Annotated in this window: 19 protein-coding genes; 14 read left to right on the plus strand and 5 right to left on the minus strand. The window is 44.3% G+C overall.

Annotated elements, in window-relative coordinates:
- Nucleotide 1: 1 nt before the first annotated feature.
- On the minus strand, nucleotides 2-1,489 hold the full coding sequence (locus ACX0G9_RS17210; protein ID WP_459066179.1) for an autotransporter outer membrane beta-barrel domain-containing protein: 1,488 nt from the start codon (nucleotides 1,487-1,489) through the stop codon (nucleotides 2-4).
- 305 nt (nucleotides 1,490-1,794) lie between these two features.
- On the opposite strand from ACX0G9_RS17210, the gene ACX0G9_RS17215 reads away from it, so the two are divergent.
- Entirely contained in the window at nucleotides 1,795-2,256 is a 462-nt protein-coding gene (locus tag ACX0G9_RS17215; RefSeq protein WP_459066180.1) for a hypothetical protein, read from the plus strand.
- 519 nt (nucleotides 2,257-2,775) lie between these two features.
- On the opposite strand, the gene ACX0G9_RS17220 is transcribed toward ACX0G9_RS17215, so the two are convergent.
- Both ACX0G9_RS17220 and ACX0G9_RS17225 read right to left on the minus strand, forming a co-directional pair.
- Nucleotides 2,776-3,555, minus strand: coding sequence for a LytR/AlgR family response regulator transcription factor (locus tag ACX0G9_RS17220; RefSeq protein WP_459066181.1), 780 nt, complete (start codon nucleotides 3,553-3,555; stop codon nucleotides 2,776-2,778).
- Nucleotides 3,556-3,575: 20 nt separating this feature from the next.
- Nucleotides 3,576-3,974: an Hpt domain-containing protein gene (locus ACX0G9_RS17225; RefSeq protein WP_459066182.1), complete on the minus strand. Its 399-nt coding sequence runs from the start codon at nucleotides 3,972-3,974 to the stop codon at nucleotides 3,576-3,578.
- A gap of 138 nt (nucleotides 3,975-4,112) precedes the next feature.
- On the opposite strand from ACX0G9_RS17225, the gene ACX0G9_RS17230 reads away from it, so the two are divergent.
- Together ACX0G9_RS17230 and ACX0G9_RS17235 are read left to right on the plus strand one after the other, a co-directional pair.
- A complete protein-coding gene (locus tag ACX0G9_RS17230; RefSeq protein WP_459066183.1) occupies nucleotides 4,113-4,553 on the plus strand; it encodes a hypothetical protein in 441 nt (146 codons plus the stop codon).
- Nucleotides 4,554-4,557: 4 nt separating this feature from the next.
- Nucleotides 4,558-6,867, plus strand: coding sequence for a hybrid sensor histidine kinase/response regulator (locus ACX0G9_RS17235; protein WP_459066184.1), 2,310 nt, complete (start codon nucleotides 4,558-4,560; stop codon nucleotides 6,865-6,867).
- A gap of 472 nt (nucleotides 6,868-7,339) precedes the next feature.
- Here the strand turns inward: ACX0G9_RS17235 and ACX0G9_RS17240 are convergent, their stop codons facing one another.
- On the minus strand, nucleotides 7,340-7,834 hold the full coding sequence (locus tag ACX0G9_RS17240; protein ID WP_459066185.1) for a metallophosphoesterase family protein: 495 nt from the start codon (nucleotides 7,832-7,834) through the stop codon (nucleotides 7,340-7,342).
- Between the two features lie 45 nt (nucleotides 7,835-7,879).
- Entirely contained in the window at nucleotides 7,880-8,296 is a 417-nt protein-coding gene (locus tag ACX0G9_RS17245; RefSeq protein WP_459066186.1) for an NUDIX hydrolase, read from the minus strand.
- Nucleotides 8,297-8,523: 227 nt separating this feature from the next.
- Here ACX0G9_RS17245 and ACX0G9_RS17250 point away from each other — a divergent pair, with 227 nt between their 5' ends.
- The 11 genes from ACX0G9_RS17250 (at nucleotide 8,524) to rplQ (ending at nucleotide 17,582) form a co-directional block, all read left to right on the plus strand.
- Entirely contained in the window at nucleotides 8,524-9,681 is a 1,158-nt protein-coding gene (locus ACX0G9_RS17250) for a homogentisate 1,2-dioxygenase (RefSeq protein WP_459066187.1), read from the plus strand.
- A 337-nt stretch (nucleotides 9,682-10,018) separates the two neighbouring features.
- Nucleotides 10,019-11,656: an amidohydrolase gene (locus tag ACX0G9_RS17255; RefSeq protein ID WP_459066188.1), complete on the plus strand. Its 1,638-nt coding sequence runs from the start codon at nucleotides 10,019-10,021 to the stop codon at nucleotides 11,654-11,656.
- A 242-nt stretch (nucleotides 11,657-11,898) separates the two neighbouring features.
- Nucleotides 11,899-12,894: an aldo/keto reductase gene (locus ACX0G9_RS17260; protein WP_459066189.1), complete on the plus strand. Its 996-nt coding sequence runs from the start codon at nucleotides 11,899-11,901 to the stop codon at nucleotides 12,892-12,894.
- 135 nt (nucleotides 12,895-13,029) lie between these two features.
- Entirely contained in the window at nucleotides 13,030-13,446 is a 417-nt protein-coding gene (locus ACX0G9_RS17265) for a hypothetical protein (RefSeq protein ID WP_459066190.1), read from the plus strand.
- A gap of 193 nt (nucleotides 13,447-13,639) precedes the next feature.
- Complete coding sequence (gene infA / locus ACX0G9_RS17270; RefSeq protein ID WP_459066191.1) at nucleotides 13,640-13,858, plus strand: translation initiation factor IF-1; 219 nt, start codon at nucleotides 13,640-13,642, stop codon at nucleotides 13,856-13,858.
- A gap of 7 nt (nucleotides 13,859-13,865) precedes the next feature.
- Complete coding sequence (gene ykgO / locus ACX0G9_RS17275; RefSeq protein ID WP_345254168.1) at nucleotides 13,866-13,982, plus strand: type B 50S ribosomal protein L36; 117 nt, start codon at nucleotides 13,866-13,868, stop codon at nucleotides 13,980-13,982.
- Between the two features lie 128 nt (nucleotides 13,983-14,110).
- The gene (gene rpsM, locus ACX0G9_RS17280) at nucleotides 14,111-14,491 is read left to right on the plus strand and encodes a 30S ribosomal protein S13 (RefSeq protein ID WP_459066192.1); all 381 of its coding nucleotides are present in this window, start codon (nucleotides 14,111-14,113) and stop codon (nucleotides 14,489-14,491) included.
- A 264-nt stretch (nucleotides 14,492-14,755) separates the two neighbouring features.
- The gene (gene rpsK, locus ACX0G9_RS17285) at nucleotides 14,756-15,160 is read left to right on the plus strand and encodes a 30S ribosomal protein S11 (RefSeq protein ID WP_459066193.1); all 405 of its coding nucleotides are present in this window, start codon (nucleotides 14,756-14,758) and stop codon (nucleotides 15,158-15,160) included.
- 116 nt (nucleotides 15,161-15,276) lie between these two features.
- Nucleotides 15,277-15,882, plus strand: coding sequence for a 30S ribosomal protein S4 (gene rpsD, locus ACX0G9_RS17290; protein ID WP_459066194.1), 606 nt, complete (start codon nucleotides 15,277-15,279; stop codon nucleotides 15,880-15,882).
- Between the two features lie 44 nt (nucleotides 15,883-15,926).
- Complete coding sequence (locus ACX0G9_RS17295; protein WP_459066195.1) at nucleotides 15,927-16,922, plus strand: DNA-directed RNA polymerase subunit alpha; 996 nt, start codon at nucleotides 15,927-15,929, stop codon at nucleotides 16,920-16,922.
- A gap of 105 nt (nucleotides 16,923-17,027) precedes the next feature.
- Complete coding sequence (rplQ, locus tag ACX0G9_RS17300) at nucleotides 17,028-17,582, plus strand: 50S ribosomal protein L17 (protein ID WP_459066196.1); 555 nt, start codon at nucleotides 17,028-17,030, stop codon at nucleotides 17,580-17,582.

The raw sequence follows: 17,582 nt of genomic DNA on the forward strand, positions 1-17,582 counted from the left end.
TCTACTGATTAAATACGGTAAAAGCCTGAGTTTTGCCGGTGCCAATAACCTGAATGACCAGATAGCTGTTGTGCGGGACCGTAGGTGGAAATCTTACCTCATACAGGTTCTGTCCTTTTAAAGAGGTGTTGAAAAATAACTGACCGCTCATGCCATATATATTCACGACGACCGTACCTGTAGAAGGCGTTTTAACATGAAAGGACTGGCCAGCAATGGGGCTGGGGTAGATGCTGACGTTATTGTTTGTGCCCGTTGTTGCAAATTGGGTAACCACCGTTCTTGAATAAGCAGAATGACCGTCTCTGTCCACTGCCAGGAGCCTGTAATGATTGGTACCGTTCAGCGGAGATCCATCGGTAAAGGAATAATCAATCGTAAGGGTCGTATATCCTTTTGAGGTTACCGTTCCGATCGTGGACCAATCCGCGCCATTGGCACTGCGTTCTACTGCAAAATGATCCGTATTGATCTCCTGGCCGGTTGACCAGGATAAAAGAACAGAGGAAGGTCCGGGAACGGCTGCTGAAAAATTAAGATTTACCACCGGAAGGGGCGTACAAGCTAAAACCCCGCTGTTATTCATCGTGGCACAGCCATAGACATAGTTGGTCTTACAGGTATTCGGGTTGGTGCCTCCACAATTATAAATGCTGGAGCCTGTGCTGTAGGTCTTACTGTTGGTGACGGAAGAATAAGAATTGGTAGAGTTTGTGTAATAGTTATTGCTATTGCTGACTTTTATGCTTGAGTTATCATAAAGATTCACCGAATTGGTCATCGTAATATATGCCTTGCTGGTGATGGTACCGTTTCCGGCAGTCAGACCACTATTGTTCTTAAGATTTACTGTGGTGGAAGACTTAAAATAAGAATCGTCATTAAAATAGAAATTGCTGTTATCTTCTGTAAAACTACTGCCATTATTAAAAAAATAAGAGGTGTTGTAGAATTTGAAGGTGGAGTTGGTCGCGTTAAAAACATCCGTCGATTTAATACTGCTTGCTCCTGTACTTGTAAATTTAGTATTGGTAAAGGTGGTAGCGGGGCTTTGCAGCTGCATATCCTGGCCAGCCAGGGTAACGGAATCGTTGCTGAAGCTACAGCCCTGACAAACGACCGGAGAATTAATAACGACTTTGCTTCCTGTGAAGATGCCTCCGGACTGGAAGTTGGTCGTACTGCTTCCGGCATTGAGGTTAAGACTATCCATATTCAATTTACAGGTCCCGCAGGTAAAGCCCTTGGTGATAATGACATTGCCATTGTTGAAGGTACAGGTGCCGCAATTAACCCCATTCAGGTCGATGGTAAACGTTACTCCGGCACTGATATTAAAGGTACAGGTTCCACACCAGGTGGCCGAGGAGCCAATTCTTGCAGTCCAGCTGGCATTTGAGGTAATGGTGTAGGTTGCTTGTGCAGTACTTTTTGAATAAATACCTACAATTAGTAAGGCGGCTACGATAATTTTCAGGGTTGGTCTCATATTATTTTGTTTTCTCGATCAGGGTAACGAATGTCGGACAGTTGTATGAAACCAAATGAAGTGCCGTTCATCAATAAATTGATTATTAATAAAATACAGAGTTGTTTTTAAAATTATTTGATCTAGTAAATGGATTTTGTTCCCAAATCTGGATTTTTCCATTTTCAGGCATTCTATTTATACGCTCTTTTATTGGTTTCCACGTCAATTGAACGGATAGTACTTCCCTGGTGACAATAGTTTTCCATTTTTGGGTGGTGGGTTGTAGCTTTGCGGCCATTCAATAAATCGTAAAACTTACCCCCATGTATACCGGATTATTACACCTGCATAGTTTCATGCGCTGGATCATTCTTATCCTGGCGATCATCGCTATTTATAAAAGTTATATCGGAATGACGGCGGGTAAGGCCTTTACCGCCGGAGATAAGAAAATAGGGCTATTCCTGATGATTTCTGCCCATACTACCTTGCTGATAGGGTTATATCAATGGATCGTTGGCCCCTGGGGATTGAAGAATATACAAAATATGGGATTCGGTCCGGTTATGAAAGATTCCGTTTTTCGTTTTTATGCAGTGGAGCATTTGACAGGAATGATCATTGCGATTGTATTGATCACCATTGGCAGGGGCGTTTCGAAAAAGAATATTCCTGACCAGGTTAAACATAAAAAGACGTTCTGGTTCTTTTTGGTGGCAGTATTGATCATTTTGGTTTCTGTTCCCTGGCCTTTCCGCGTTGGGATCGCCCGTCCCTGGTTTTAGATACGTACTGGCTAAGAACTGGTAAAAAATAAAAAGGCCGTCCTGATAGCTATTATCGGGACGGCTTAATTTTTTTGTCAGGGCCTACGCTTTTCAGGCTCATTCAGGGATCATGGATCAAATCTTTCAGGACGGATTACATTTTTCCCGGGTCTTCCCCTGGCATTTACTGATCTTTTTACAGGAATTTGGATTATTTGGTTTTTCAATCGGATTTTCTGGTCGTCAATTGGATTGCTAGGTTTTCAGGATGAAAGGATCTTGAATTCGATTTTTTACGGGATCTTGGACTTAGGGTTTTTGTTGGATTTTCAGGATTCGGGATTTTGATAATTAGTTTTACGGATGTTGGATTCAGGATTCAGGATTCAGGATTCGTTGGTTTCAGGGGATCGGATTTTTTTGCTGTTTTGCTGATACAAAGATGCACACCAGCAGTTCAGAAAGGAAATTTTTTCGACTAACATTCATTTTCCTTCGACGAAAGAAACAATTGTTCGACGAAGGGAAAAAAAGGGGCTATAATATATTGAGTCGTTTAACGACATCTTCTTTATGACCTTTTCCAATGGGGATCTGGTTACCCTGCAAATAGATCGTATTTCCCCTTATATCATCTATTTTATTAATATTGACGATATAGGAACGATGTACTTTAAGGAAAGACTGGCCGCTCAGTTTTTCTTCCAGGTTCTTTAAGGTACTATGTGTGATATAGTTTTTTCCTTCCAGGACGAATTTTACATAATCCCGCATACTCTCAATAAAGAATATGTCATTTTTGATCAGTTTGACCAATTTGTCTTCTGCCTTGATAAAAATAAAATCTTTATCGTTATCAGGTATAACCGATGGGTTTGTTTGAGTGGAAGTTATTTCCGGTACAGCAGTCTCGTCTGAGAAAGTCGTAGACAGTGGTATTGACAGAGGAGAGAGGAGTGGAGGAGAAGCAGCAGTTATTTTTGTAAGTGCTTCCAGAAAACGTTTGTAGGTAAATGGCTTTTTCAGGTAATCGTTAACATTATATTGAAAGGCATTATAAGCATACTCGGTTTTGGATGTAGTAAGGATAATTTTAGGAGAATAGGTCAGACTGTCCAGAAGGTCAAAACCAGTTGCCCCAGGCATTTCTACGTCAAGAAAAATAAGGTCGACTTTGTCTGCGTCCAGGAATTCCAGCGCATCTGCTACGTTAAGGAAATGCCCTTTGACTTCAACCAACTCACTTTTCTCACAAAACTTCCGGAGAAAATCTGCAGCAATTTGAATATCTTCTACTATAATACAGGTAATTTTCATTTGTCTTTTCAGGATTCCCTTTATCCATTTGCGGCATTAAAGGATTTCAACCTGTTGTATTCCTGTTCAATAATTTTTCGGGCTTCTTCTTTCCGTTGGGAAAGGAGTTTGTAATCTTTATTTAGCATTTCCAGGGATGCCGTAGCACAATTATTCTCAAACTCCTGGCAAAATTCCTGGATATCCGTAAAACCAACATAACCAAACAGTGTTTTACACTTGTGGATGGTAGTTCCCAGTTCCGACAGGTTCCCGTTCTTATGTGCTATTTCTACCGATTTCCAATAATCCGGCAAGTCCCGCAAAAAATCCTCAAATACGGTTTCTGCGTAAATAGTATCACCCTCAAATAATTCATCCAGGAAGTCTGCATTCAGGCGGGCGGAAAAAATAAATTTAGGAGGATCCAGTTGTTGCATTCGATTACAATTTTTTTGTTGCCCATACGTTTATGAAGTATATATATTTTTAGTCACATATACTCCCATTACAAAACAGATTAAACCTTTATCCATACGAGAATTATTTACAATTATTGTCTTAAAATCCGGATTGTTATGAAAAAAATAAGACCCCTGTCATTTTTGATGATCGCCCTGGGCGTAATCATCACCCTTCCCGTCTTTAGTCAGGTTCAATGTAGTTTGCTGCAGGCGAATAATGCCACTGCCGCCACCCATTCCTATAATACATCTTATTGGTTCGGGGTCATGGAGCTTCCTTTTCTTTTCATAGCCGTTTTCTTTGCCTTCCTTACTGCCTATTCGATGAAGGGTGGAAAATTCGGAAAGGGGTTGAATTTTATGGCCTGGGGCTTCCTGGTCATGGCAGTAGGTCATTTGCATATGCAGGCCGAACATTTTTATGGGTTCAATTTATTTAAATCCCTTTTTGGTCAAATCAGCGGCACTGTTGCCTGGTTCATAGCACTTGTCCTTACCTGGGGCCTTTCAGGAATGGGATTTTATTCTATTTATAAGGCTAGTAAAGGAGGATGAGTACATGTTGAAGAATTTCCTGAAACCAAGAAATAAGGGTTCTGTCCACCGGGAAGAACTCCATTCTAATTTATATAAAGCCCTCTTTACTTTTCTTACCGGACGGATCACGACTCCGGGGAATGCCGAGCAATTGATCCAATTGGGGGAGAAATCTACGCACAAAAAAGCTGAAGACGTTTTCCATACCTACCTGCTGTTCGAGAAATACCTTACCTCCTTCGAGCAGATGCACAACAGCCGCCAATCCTTACGGGAAAGCATCCGCCAACGATTCCCCGGCCTTCTGCAGGAGCCGATCTTCAATCTCCTTTTTGTTTCGGAAACCGAACAAAAGAATACGCTGGCCCTGCAATTCATCCAATCCTTTCTGGGCGCCGTTTCGGATAAGTTCGGTCGTACCGGGGATGGGTATTTTGAAAAAAGGAGAACGGAGCTGGCTCTTTTGGAAGTACGGAAACTGGAGACAGAATCATTTCGAAAATTACAGTTTTTAAGCTTTGAGATTTTTCAATTCGTCTGCCAGAATTATGGTGAAACCCTGGCCGGTAAAATCTTTGAAAAAACCTTTGAAAGTTTTTCGATAAAGTATAAAGAACTCGAATTATTCCCGCATCTGATCTCCCTGATCCCAAAAGAAATCGTAGACCGGGAACATCTGGGTATCTTCTCGCAGGCTCAGATCGAGCAGATCTTTTTAGAGAAACTGGCCGAGTCCGAACAGCTGAACATTGCCCTGGATCAAAAGATCAAAGAGAATATCGAGACCCAGAAATTGCTGCAGAAGAATGAGGTCATGTTAAGCAGCGTGATTTCCTCGGCATTGGATGCTATTGTCATTACCAACCAGGAAGGGATCATTATCCGCTGGAATAGTGCAGCTACCGATATATTCGGTTATTCGGAAGGAGAGGTAAAAGGGAAGACCCTTATGGAAACTATCATACCTTCCTCCTTCCTTCAGGCACATGGGAAAGGACTGCGACGGTTCCTTTCCGAGGGAAACAGCAATATCCTGAACAGACGTCTCGAGTTGACAGGTATCCGCAAAAATGGCAATGAGTTCCCGATGGAGCTGGCCGTTACCGCGATCGGAGCTGATAATGAATATTATTTTAACGGGTTCATCCGCGATATTTCCAGCCGGAAACAATGGGAAGAGGAATTGGTGCAAATGAAGGAAAAGGCCGAACAGGCCGCCAAGGCTAAATCCCAGTTCCTCAGCGTAATGAGTCATGAGTTACGAACTCCGCTTAATGCGGTGATCGGTATCACGCATCTCCTGCTACAAGGTCATCCCAGGGAGGATCAGCAGGAAGATCTGCGTACGCTTCAGTTCTCCGGGGAAAGCCTTTTGCATATTATAAATGACATTCTTGATTTTACCAAGCTCGATTCGGGAAAAATCGAATTGTCCGCCATTGACTTCAACCTACGGGATCTGGCCCAGAGTCTTTATCAATCTTTTAGTTATAAAGCCAGGGAAAAAAATATCGTATTTGATATCGAATACGATGTACAGATGCCTTTTATGGTAAAAGGCGATAATTTTCGGCTTTCGCAGGTGTTAAACAACCTGATCAGCAATGCCATTAAGTTTACCAGGGAAGGATCCGTTAAACTGGAAGTTAAATTGGTAGAGACCAGGCATAATACATTTATTACCCGGTTTTCGGTTATCGATACCGGCATTGGTATCCATTCGGAAAAAAAGGATAAGATCTTCGAACAATTTACCCAGGCAGATAGTGATACTACCCGGCTTTACGGCGGGACAGGACTGGGGCTTTCCATTTCGGCCAAACTGGTAGAGTTAATGGATAGTGAAATTCTTATCCAAACCGAACTGGGAAAGGGGTCTGATTTTAATTTCACCATTGTACTCCAAAAGGCGGATACTGCTGATATTGCCACCCCGGTTCTAAAGGCTCCTGTTAAAAACAATGATGCTTTCAAAAATAAAATAATTTTACTGGCGGAAGATAATCTGTTCAATGCGAATATAGCCCGCCGGTTCATAACCGGCTGGGGAGCTGAAATGGATCTGGTGGTAGATGGACAGCAGGCACTTGAATTTGCTATCCGGAAAAAATATGACCTGATCCTTATGGATGTGCAGATGCCCGTAATGGATGGTTTTGCCTGCTCCAGAAAGATCCGCAAACAATTAAAGGATGTGCCCATCATTGCTGTGACGGCATCACCAAAGAATGAAATTATCCATGAAATGCTGGCTTGCGGAATGAATGATTTTGTGAGTAAGCCTTTTAAGCCGAATGAATTGCGTAGTAAGATGCTGGAGTATCTGGAGTAGACCTCGTTGTGAGCTTTTAGCGCTTTTGGCAGCGATGTATTCAAAAAATTGACTGATTTTACTCATAAGCTTTGGCTATAGCCGGGCATTCATTCAAGTATCAGCCGAGCCAATATCGGCGGTAGTACCCACTCGTAAAAAAGGTCAATTTTTTGAATACATCGCTGCCTTGATACTTTCTGTACGGCAACGAACTAAAATAAGACCAAGTTAACCTACTGCCCGAATTAACCACTGCCTATGCCCGCTTTACCAAGTGGCCGCCCGCGGTATATCGCTAATGGCGCTTTTTTTTCATAAAATACCTTTGAAAAGACATTGATTGATTATTATGAAAAATCGGCGACAGGGGTGATATAGCGACGGGAGCCATCAAAAGCTCTTGGAAAAAGTAGATAAAGCAAGTGCGTGAGGAATTGCAGTGAAAAGCCCGGTCCTAACCGAGCGAAGCGAGGTGCCAGGACACGCAAAATTACCGCTTGCCGAGCTCAATCACCTCACAGTCTTTCATATCCTTCCCGTCGATGGTGAACCGGATCAGGGTCCGCACTTTATGCCAGCCCTGGTTGCCGGCTGCTCCGGGGTTCATGTGCAGGCATTGCAGCTTGTCGTCAAACATGACCTTCAAGATATGTGAATGACCGCAGATAAATAACCCGGGAGGATCGGCTTCCAGTTCCTTTTTTACGGTTGGGTTATATTTGGGAGGATAACCCCCGATATGGGTCATATACACTTTTACTTCCTCGCATTGCCATCTTAGTTTTTCGGGATAGACACTCCTGATATCATAGCCGTCGATATTTCCGTACACTCCCTTTAGTGGCCGGAATGCTTTCAACCGGTCGGCAATCTCTGCAGACCCGAAATCCCCTCCATGCCAGATTTCGTCACAAGATTCAAAATGGCGGAAAACGTTCTCATCCAGGAAATGGTGGGTATCGGATATCAGACCAATTCGGCGCATGGAAGATAATTACAGGATTATGATTATTATTTGTCAGGAGGGAGGCTAACGGATCAGTCCATCCTGCTTTAATTGTTCCATTAACAGAACTACACCGGGTACTTGTTGGGGCTCTTTACGGTAACTTTCCGTATCGAAATAGTTTAGGGCGCCAATTTCGGAGGAGGGGTGAGGGGTCTGTTGGAGATCGTACAGGAAACAGTCCTGTTCCATGATCAGTTCCGGCCGTTCTCCAAAAGCCGGGGCAGTTATATGTGAATAGAACCTAAGATGGGCCGGATCCAGATCAACGTTCATTTCTTCGCGTGTTTCGCGGATAACAGCCGACTGCGAGGTTTCACCGGCATCCACTTTACCGCCTGGCAAATAAAACGCCTGTTTGTTAAGGCTGAATGCAAGCAGCAATTTCCGGTCTTTTATCACGACAAGACCAGCTGTGGCCAGGGTATGTATAGTGGTCATATTTTTATTTCAAGGCGCTAAATTAAGATTTTGTAACTTTAGATCAACGATCAGCTTATGCCTTTATTCCGCAATTTTACTTATTGGATCGATAAACGCAACTGGAAATATTATTTCCTGATGGTTGCCTTGGAAATGGATCGATAAACGTAGTTTTTAATACTGCCGGCCTGACCAGGCTAACCACCCTCTCAAAGTCATCATTAGTCATCATTCAAATTTTTTGCATGCCACATTACCATAGTTTGGGAGCAATTCCCCATAAACGACATACCCAGTTCCGCAAACCTGACGGTTCGCTGTATTCCGAACAATTGTTTTCCACGGAAGGATTTTCCAATGATTACTCCTTATTATATCACACCCACCCGCCTACAGAGATCATCCGTACCGACGAATCTTACGACGTAATGCCGCGGATCGCGGAAGAAAAGATGTTAAAACACAGGAGCCTGGAAGGGTTTCGTATCCCGCCGGAAGATGATTTTTTGAAAAGCCGCAAACCGGTACTGGTGAATAGTGATTGTCATGTCGTCCTGGCCGCTCCCCGCAGGAGCATGCAGGATTATTTTTATAAGAATGCCGATGCCGACGAAATGATCTTTATTCATGAAGGAAGCGGGTTGCTCAGGACTATGTATGGCGACCTGGAGTTCGGATATGGCGATTACCTGGTCATTCCCAGGGGAACGATTTATCAGATTACGTTTAAAGATGAGGGCAACCGCCTATTCATCGTCGAGTCTTTCAGCCCAATCCGCTACCCCAAAAAATACCTTAGCAAATACGGACAACTGCTGGAGCATTCTCCCTATTGCGAAAGGGATATCCGCCCTCCCCATTCCCTCACCACCCATGATGAAAAAGGCGATTTTCTGATCAAAACAAAAAAGAAGGGGAGGATCTACGGTATCCATTATGGCCACCATCCTTTCGATGTGGTAGGCTGGGATGGCTGCTGTTATCCCTTCGCCTTCAGTATTCACGATTTTGAACCGATCACCGGTAGAGTCCATCAACCCCCGCCGGTCCATCAGACCTTCGAGGGGAATAATTATGTTGTTTGTTCCTTCTGTCCCAGGCTATTCGATTATCATCCCCTGGCCATCCCGGCCCCATATAATCACAGCAATATAGATAGCGATGAACTTTTGTATTACGTAGACGGTGATTTTATGAGCCGCAAAAACGTAACCAGGGGAATGCTCACCCTGCATCCGGGCGGCATACCTCATGGACCACACCCGGGTATGGTACAAAAAAGCATTGGAGCCAAAGAGACCAAAGAGCTGGCCGTTATGGTGGATACTTTTCATCCCCTGATGCTGACTGTGGAGGCTTTGGAGATCGAGAACCCAGGGTATACGATGAGCTGGGCGGAATAGGAAAAATGTTTGGGTTAAAGTGCTGGTTTTGTTGAAAATCAGTAAGTTATGGGGGGGTGGGGTATATATGTTTTTTTTAAAATCAAAAAAAAGGAAGGTTGAGAAATTTTCAACGTATTGAATATCAATTTGTTGAAAAATCGCCAAACCTACGGTACCGGATTTGGGTCTATCTATTAAATGATCATAAGAACTGCCTGCTTCAGGATTGTACAATCGCTTTTCAGAAAAGGATGGGAGGCCTTGAATTTGGAAGTTTAATTCGGTAAATTAGGTTTTAGATCTATTCAACATTTAATTATTCATTACTATTCATTACCAATAAACCTTCCTTCTCATGACCGCCAAAATTTTCCTCTCAGGGTGGGGGCTTACCCTCCTGCTGTTCTTTTCCTGTCACCCAAAAGAGCAGGCCGATCTGATCCTGCAACATGCGCGCATCTATACGGTCGATAGCTCTTTTTCCAAGGCTGAGGCCATGGTTGTAAAAGACGGGAAAATACTGGCTGTCGGATCGGACAGGGAGATCATGGAAGGCTATAACGCAAAACATGTAGCCGACGCGGAAGGAAAGGCTGTTTACCCCGGGTTTATCGACGCGCACGCTCATTTTGTAGCATACGGACAGACTTTATTCGTAGTAAGCCTCCTTGGCTGCACCAGTTTTGAAGAAGTGGTAGAACGGGTAAAACAATTTGCCACTGCTCATCCGGGCAATGAATGGATCCTTGGGCAAGGATGGGATCAGAACAAGTTTGCTGGTAAAGCCTTTCCTGACAACTCCCTGCTCAACCAAGCCTTCCCGTCCAACCCTGTCGTCCTGGAAAGAGTAGATGGCCATGCGGTGATCGCCAATGCCAAAGCACTTGAATTGGGTGGAGTAAAGCCACATCAACAGATTGCGGGAGGGGAAATAGAAACAAAGGATGGACGGCTGACCGGAATTTTGATCGATAATGCCGAACGATTGGTCCAATCCAGGATACCTCCGCCTTCCGCTGCCGATTTTGAAAAATGGCTATTGACGGCCCAGGAGCATTGTTTTGCCAGCGGTCTTACTACCCTCACCGATTGCGGCCTGGACCGGCTGGCTATTGAAGGAATAGACAGCCTCCAAAAGACAGGGAAGTTGAAGATGCGTTTGTATGTGATGCTGAGCGATAATAAAGAAAACCTGGACTATTATATACCCAGGGGGCCTTATAAGACGGATCACCTGTATATTAAGGGAGTAAAAGCATACGCGGATGGAGCCCTGGGCAGCCGCGGAGCCTGTTTGCTACATCCCTATTCCGATAAACCGGGATGGGTAGGGTTCCTGTTAAGGACACCTGCCCATTACGATTCACTGGCCAAATGGTTGGCCCAAACGGATTTCCAGTTATGTACCCATGCGATTGGAGATTCTGCGAATCGTGCCATTCTATCTGTCTATAATAAATATCTGACCCCGGGAAACGATAAACGCTGGCGGATCGAGCATGCTCAGGTGATCAATTCCTCCGACTTTGATCTGTTCGGAAAAGGAGCAATTATTCCTTCCGTTCAGCCCACTCATGCAACCAGCGATATGTATTGGGCTGCCGATCGTCTTGGAACTGAGCGTTTGAAAGGGGGGTATGCCTATAAACAATTACTCAAACAAAATGGGTGGCTGGCCTTGGGGACCGATTGTCCGGTTGAGGATATCAGTCCTTTTAAGACCTTCCTTGCGGCCGTTTTCCGGACGGACGCCAAGGGGTTTCCCTCCGGCGGTTTCCAGGCAGAAAATGCCTTGAGCCGGGAAGAAACGATCAGGGGAATGACCATCTGGGCAGCTCGCGCGGATTGCCTCGAAAAGGAAATAGGGAGTCTCGAGAAAGGGAAAAAGGCAGATTTTATTATCCTGGACCGGGACCTGATGGAGATATCCCAAGCTGAGATTTTGCAGACAAAAGTACTGGGAACTTACTCCGGTGGGGTCAAGGTATTTTAAAGGGAGCTATATTATCTATTAATCGATGTAAAATTTATAATTAATTGAAAACCAATTATATGACGCTATTTAATTAAAGTAAAACAAGAAGTGAAGTAGCTAAAGTAAAGCAAGAAGTGTTTTGTTAAAAATAAAACAAGAAACGAGCTAGTTAAAGTAAAACATTAATTAAGAAAGTAAATATTGAAACGAAGAAATAGTATAATTATTGAAGCGATTAATTGATCTAAACGTATAATAATATGGAATTCAGGAAATTAGGAGATTCAGGGATAGAGGCCTCGGCCATAACCTTCGGTGCATGGGCAATAGGAGGCTGGATGTGGGGAGGAGCGGAACGGGCAGAAGCGGTGGCGGCGATCAGGGCTTCCTATGATCAGGGCGTCACTTCGATCGATACCGCCCCGATTTATGGGATGGGAGTAAGTGAGGACATCGTTGGGGAGGCGATCGAGGGGATTCCCAGGGACAAGCTTCAAGTCATGACGAAGTTCGGAATGCGCTGGGATGGAAACCAGGGGACCCTGGCGATGAGCAGTAAGGATAATGAAGGAAGGCCGGTAGATATTTATAAGTATGCAGGGAAAGAAAGTGTAATCAGAGAATGTGAAGAAAGCCTTCGGAGATTGAGGACAGATTATATAGATCTTTATCAGATCCATTGGCCCGATGTGACCACCCCTGTCGGCGAAACGATGGAGGCTTTAACCATCCTCCTGGGACAGGGCAAAATCCGGGCGGCAGGAGTTTGTAATTATGATACCGGTCTAATGAAGAAGGCGGAAGAGACCCTCCGGCTTTCCTCAGATCAGGTACCTTTTAGTATGTTGAACAGGGGGATTGAAAAAGAACTTGTTCCTTATTGCATTACAAATAATAAAGCCATTTTGGCATACAGCCCTTTGCAAAGAGGATTCCTGACCGGCAAAATCAAGCCCGGTCACCATTTTGGGGAGGGGGATACCCGGGAAGGAAGCAAGTTCAATAAGGAAGAAAATCTTAACCGGATCAATGCTTTTCTGGAAAGGCTTCGCCCCCTGGCGGAAACGAAAAATGCCAGTCTTTCCCAATTAGTTATAAGATGGACATTGGAGAGGCCTGGTATAACGATTGCATTGGTGGGGGCCAGGAACCCTGAACAAGCCATTGCCAATGCGAGGGCGATCGACGTGAAATTGTCTCCGGAAGAACTGGGTTTTATAGATGTTCAATTGGCTGACCTGCAATTGGAAGGATAAGTAGAGGTGGGAGTTATGGCTGGGGAAATGGGAGAAAAGGGAAGGTCTGTAAGGGGAATTTTAAGGACCTGGTAAGTTCTTGGGTGTTATTGGGAAAAACCGTAAATTCGGAAATAACAATAAAACGATTGTCTTATGATCAAATTTCATGAACTTAAAGTCGGGGATATCGTAGTGGCCGAATATGAAGGCCAACGTACTGAAGGTGAAGTCATTGAACTGAACCGGGAAGATAAAGAGGTTTGTGTGCAGACCAGTGTACAGGATTTCTGGTTTACTCCTGAACACTTATTTGCCATTCCCCTGGACGAAGATCAATTGATGAAGCTGCATTTTACCAAACAAGACCAGCCGGATGGTTCGGTCAAATATCTCCGGGGGCCTTTCCGGATCCTTTTACCCGGAAAAGACCAATTTTCAGATTTTGAAATGTGGTACAGGGAAGACCGGCGCCACATCACTCAACCGATCAGCGTTCACGAGCTTCAGAACCATTATTACCAGATGACTAAGGTGCCTTTGACCCGGACTCCTGTGGGGCAAACCCTTTAAAAATGGTTTTTACGTCTTAATTTGGCATTTTTTCACATAAAATCTAAATTTTTACCGGGAATTATATTATTTCGGCCCAGGCCGGACGGTGTCCGGCCCTGTTCATTAAAAGGTTTTGGGTCAAAAAATTATATTTTAGCTATTTTTTTGACACGAAACAAATTATTCCTATCTTTGCGCTCCCAAAATCAGTATGGCTAAACAAGCACTCATTAAACAAGATGGTACGATCGTAGAAGCCTTATCCAATGCTATGTTCAAGGTAAAATTGGAAAACGGGCATGAGATATTAGCTACTATCTCCGGTAAAATGAGGATGAATTATATCCGTATTCTGCCGGGTGACAAGGTAGGGGTGGAGATGAGTCCATATGATTTAACGAGGGGAAGAATTATTTTCAGGTACAAATAATAATTATATGAAAGTTCGTGCATCCATTAAGAAGCGTAGTGCGGATTGCAAAATCGTGCGGAGAAAGGGTAAACTCTTTGTTATCAACAAGAAGAACCCCCGGTTCAAACAACGCCAGGGATAACCGAGCGAAAGCGAAGGTTAGGAACGAGGAGAAGCGAGGAACGTAGCTTCGGCGAAGTTCGTTAATGAGCAGCGGACTTATTTAGGGTCTGCCGCTTTTCATTTTAAATCGTAAATTAAAGAATAAATATGGCACGTATTGCCGGAGTAGACTTACCAAAAAATAAAAGAGGGGAGATCGGGCTTACCTATATATTCGGTATTGGCCCTTCCACTGCTAAGTATATCCTGAACACTTCAGGCATTAGCCTGGATAAGAAGGTACACGAGTGGAATGATGAAGAACTGAATCTCATTCGTAACCTGATCACCAATGAATTCAAGGTGGAAGGTGCGCTTCGTTCCGAAGTACAGATGAATATCAAACGTTTGTTGGATATCGCCTGTTATCGTGGATTACGTCATCGTAAAGGTCTTCCCGTACGCGGTCAGCGTACCCGCACCAACAGCCGTACCCGTAAAGGTAAACGTAAGACGGTCGCCGGTAAGAAGAAAATAGCGAAGAAATAATAAACAGCTACAAGCCACAAGCTGCAAGCTTCAAGTCAGGACTTTTACTATTTCCAACTTGTAGCTTGCGGCTTGAAGCTTGAAGTTTGTATTTTATATGCACCCTGATAAAACAGGATCAACTACGGATACCCCGGTGCAGGAGGAGGGTTGATACTGGTTCCGGAAACGGGATTGATTTTTAACATTTAAGAATACCTCGTTTGCGCAAAAGAAGGGCTGGATTTTAAAAAAAGCCCGGTTGCACAAACAAAAAAAAAGATCATGGCAAAAGCACAGCAACCCAGCGCAAAGGCCGCTGCGAAGAAAAGGATCGTAAAAGTGGATGTTTATGGGGATGCCCATATCACCGCCAGCTTCAACAACATTATCATCAGCCTTACCAACAAGCAGGGCCAGGTTATTTCCTGGAGCAGCGCCGGTAAAATGGGCTTTAAGGGTTCCAAGAAGAATACACCGTATGCCGCACAGATGGCTTCTGCAGATGCCGCTAAAACAGCGTTGGATGCAGGCCTGAAGAAGGTGGATGTATTTGTGAAAGGTCCCGGTTCGGGCCGCGAAGGAGCCATCCGCGCATTGTCAAACAATGGTATCGAAGTGGTAATGATAAAGGATGTGACTCCGCTGCCGCACAACGGCTGCCGTCCTCCCAAGAAACGTAGAGTATAGTATTTTCGGGTACCGCCGGAGGCGGTACTTATATGCATATTGCAAGCTGGATAAGATTCAATTTTAAGATTTTTGTATAATCTTATCCGGGAACTCAAAAATCTAACCAACCAATTATGGCACGTTATACAGGTCCAAAAACAAGAATTTGCAGAATTTTCGGTGAGCCAATCTTAGGGAATGGCAAGTATTTAACCAAGAACAGTTTCCCTCCCGGACAACATGGTCCTACCAAAAAACGTAAGGCTCCGGGTGAATATGCACTGCAGTTGAAGGAGAAACAAAAAGCTAAGTATACCTACGGTATCCTGGAGCGTCAGTTCCGTAAGATCTTCGAAGAAGCCGTACGCAAAAAAGGCGTTACCGGCGAAAATCTGATCAAATTACTGGAAGGCCGCCTGGACAATACCGTTTACCGTCTTGGTATCGCTCCTTCCCGCCCCGCAGCCCGCCAGTTAGTAACGCACAAGCATGTTACGGTGAATGGGGAAGTAGTGAACATTCCTTCTTACCAACTGAAAGCGGGAGATGTGATCAGCCTGAGAGAAAGCACCCAGGGGAATACGGGCATTACCAGCCTTATGCGTGGTAAGAATGCTAAGTTCAATTGGTTGGATTGGTCCGATGCTGAGTTCAAAGGTGTTTTCATTGCTTATCCTGAGCGTGAAAGCGTTCCCGAGAATATCAAGGAGCAGTTGATCGTTGAGTTGTATTCCAAGTAATAGAGGTCCTCTTTATAAAATAAAAGTAAATCGCAAATTTAAATATGGCCATTTTAAATTTCCAGAAACCAGACAAGATCATTCTTCAAAAAGCGACTGATTTTGAAGCTCAATTCGAATTCCGTCCGTTGGAGCCCGGCTTCGGCGTAACTGTAGGTAATGCTCTTCGCAGGGTATTGCTGAGTTCTTTGGAAGGATACGCCATCATCGGCGTTAAGATCGAAGGAGCCGACCACGAGTTTGCTACATTGAAAGGTGTAACGGAAGACGTGGTGGAAATTATCCTGAACCTGAAGCAAGTTCGTTTCAAGAAAAAAGTTGAAAACGAAGTTACCCAGGAAAAAATCACCTTAAGCCTGAAGAACAGGACTGAATTCACTGCCGGAACATTAGGAGATGCAACTCCCAGCTTCGAAGTGATGAACCCGGCCCTGCTCATCTGCACCCTGGATTCTTCTGCCAAACTGGATATCGAGATAACTATCGGCAAGGGCCGTGGCTATGTCCCTGCAGAAGATAACAAGCCTAAAGATGCTCCGTTCGGTTATATTCCGACCGATTCTATCTTTACGCCTATCAAAAACGTAAAGTACACTATCGAAAATACGCGTGTTGAACAACGCACCGATTTCGAAAAGCTGATCATGGAAGTTTCGACCGATGGTACTATCCATCCGGAAGAAGCCGTTAAACAGGCTTCCCGCATCCTGATCCAGCACCTGATGATCATCACCGACGAGAATATCACTTTCGACAATAAGGAAGAGAAGAAAGAAGATCTGGTCGATGAACAAACGCTGCAATTGCGTAAGATACTGAAGACGCCATTGGAAGACCTGGATCTTTCCGTACGTGCATTCAACTGTCTGAAAGCAGCCAAGATCAACAGCCTTAGTGAGCTGGTGACCTACGAACAGGAAGACCTTATGAAATTCCGCAATTTCGGTCAGAAATCACTGGCTGAGATCGAGCAGGTTCTCGGAGAAAGAGGCCTTCATTTCGGAATGGATCTGGGCAAGTTGAAAGTTGATGATGAATGATTTTTATAACAGAAGGTTTGACGGCGAAAGTTGTTAAACCTTCTTCTTTTTTAATAATAGTCTTGTAATTCCTGACACGGTACAGGACTCCAAAATTTACACGTCATGCGTCACGGAGACAAAATCAAGAATCTGAGCAGAACGGCATCACACCGCAAAGCGCTGTTGAGCAATCTGGCTGCCCAGTTGATCACCCACAAAAGGATCGTTACAACCCTCGCTAAAGCAAAGGCTTTACGTGTTTACGTTGAACCCCTGATCACCAAATCAAAAGAAAATACCACTCACCAGCGCCGGATCGTTTTCAGCTATTTACAGGATAAAGAAGCTGTTATCGAACTTTTCGGAACCATTGCCGCGAAAGTAGCAGGACGCCCCGGTGGATATACCCGTATCATTAAGTTAGGTGCACGTTTGGGCGATAATGCCGAAACGGCCATGATCGAACTGGTTGATTTCAATGAGATCTATGGTAAAGGTAAAGGTGAGGCCAAGGAAGCCGCAGGCAAAAAGACTCGTCGTGCAGGCAGCCGCAAAAAAGCAGCCGGTGTGACCGCAGAAGATGCCGAGGTAATCGAAGCCAGCACAGAAAAAGCTACCGAAGAGCCTAAAAAAGAGGCTAAGAAGGAAACTAAAAAAGAAAAGAAAGCGGCTGAATAA

Source organism: Flavitalea flava, from assembly GCF_054461575.1.

What these genes read in the sequence shown, in the direction of transcription:
- ACX0G9_RS17210 (WP_459066179.1), bottom strand. Translation starts at nt 1,489, where the DNA reads ATGAGACCAACCCTGAAAATTATCGTAGCCGCCTTACTAATTGTAGGT.
- ACX0G9_RS17215 (WP_459066180.1), top strand. Translation starts at nt 1,795, where the DNA reads ATGTATACCGGATTATTACACCTGCATAGTTTCATGCGCTGGATCATT.
- ACX0G9_RS17220 (WP_459066181.1), bottom strand. Translation starts at nt 3,555, where the DNA reads ATGAAAATTACCTGTATTATAGTAGAAGATATTCAAATTGCTGCAGAT.
- ACX0G9_RS17225 (WP_459066182.1), bottom strand. Translation starts at nt 3,974, where the DNA reads ATGCAACAACTGGATCCTCCTAAATTTATTTTTTCCGCCCGCCTGAAT.
- ACX0G9_RS17230 (WP_459066183.1), top strand. Translation starts at nt 4,113, where the DNA reads ATGAAAAAAATAAGACCCCTGTCATTTTTGATGATCGCCCTGGGCGTA.
- ACX0G9_RS17235 (WP_459066184.1), top strand. Translation starts at nt 4,558, where the DNA reads ATGTTGAAGAATTTCCTGAAACCAAGAAATAAGGGTTCTGTCCACCGG.
- ACX0G9_RS17240 (WP_459066185.1), bottom strand. Translation starts at nt 7,834, where the DNA reads ATGCGCCGAATTGGTCTGATATCCGATACCCACCATTTCCTGGATGAG.
- ACX0G9_RS17245 (WP_459066186.1), bottom strand. Translation starts at nt 8,296, where the DNA reads ATGACCACTATACATACCCTGGCCACAGCTGGTCTTGTCGTGATAAAA.
- ACX0G9_RS17250 (WP_459066187.1), top strand. Translation starts at nt 8,524, where the DNA reads ATGCCACATTACCATAGTTTGGGAGCAATTCCCCATAAACGACATACC.
- ACX0G9_RS17255 (WP_459066188.1), top strand. Translation starts at nt 10,019, where the DNA reads ATGACCGCCAAAATTTTCCTCTCAGGGTGGGGGCTTACCCTCCTGCTG.
- ACX0G9_RS17260 (WP_459066189.1), top strand. Translation starts at nt 11,899, where the DNA reads ATGGAATTCAGGAAATTAGGAGATTCAGGGATAGAGGCCTCGGCCATA.
- ACX0G9_RS17265 (WP_459066190.1), top strand. Translation starts at nt 13,030, where the DNA reads ATGATCAAATTTCATGAACTTAAAGTCGGGGATATCGTAGTGGCCGAA.
- infA (WP_459066191.1), top strand. Translation starts at nt 13,640, where the DNA reads ATGGCTAAACAAGCACTCATTAAACAAGATGGTACGATCGTAGAAGCC.
- ykgO (WP_345254168.1), top strand. Translation starts at nt 13,866, where the DNA reads ATGAAAGTTCGTGCATCCATTAAGAAGCGTAGTGCGGATTGCAAAATC.
- rpsM (WP_459066192.1), top strand. Translation starts at nt 14,111, where the DNA reads ATGGCACGTATTGCCGGAGTAGACTTACCAAAAAATAAAAGAGGGGAG.
- rpsK (WP_459066193.1), top strand. Translation starts at nt 14,756, where the DNA reads ATGGCAAAAGCACAGCAACCCAGCGCAAAGGCCGCTGCGAAGAAAAGG.
- rpsD (WP_459066194.1), top strand. Translation starts at nt 15,277, where the DNA reads ATGGCACGTTATACAGGTCCAAAAACAAGAATTTGCAGAATTTTCGGT.
- ACX0G9_RS17295 (WP_459066195.1), top strand. Translation starts at nt 15,927, where the DNA reads ATGGCCATTTTAAATTTCCAGAAACCAGACAAGATCATTCTTCAAAAA.
- rplQ (WP_459066196.1), top strand. Translation starts at nt 17,028, where the DNA reads ATGCGTCACGGAGACAAAATCAAGAATCTGAGCAGAACGGCATCACAC.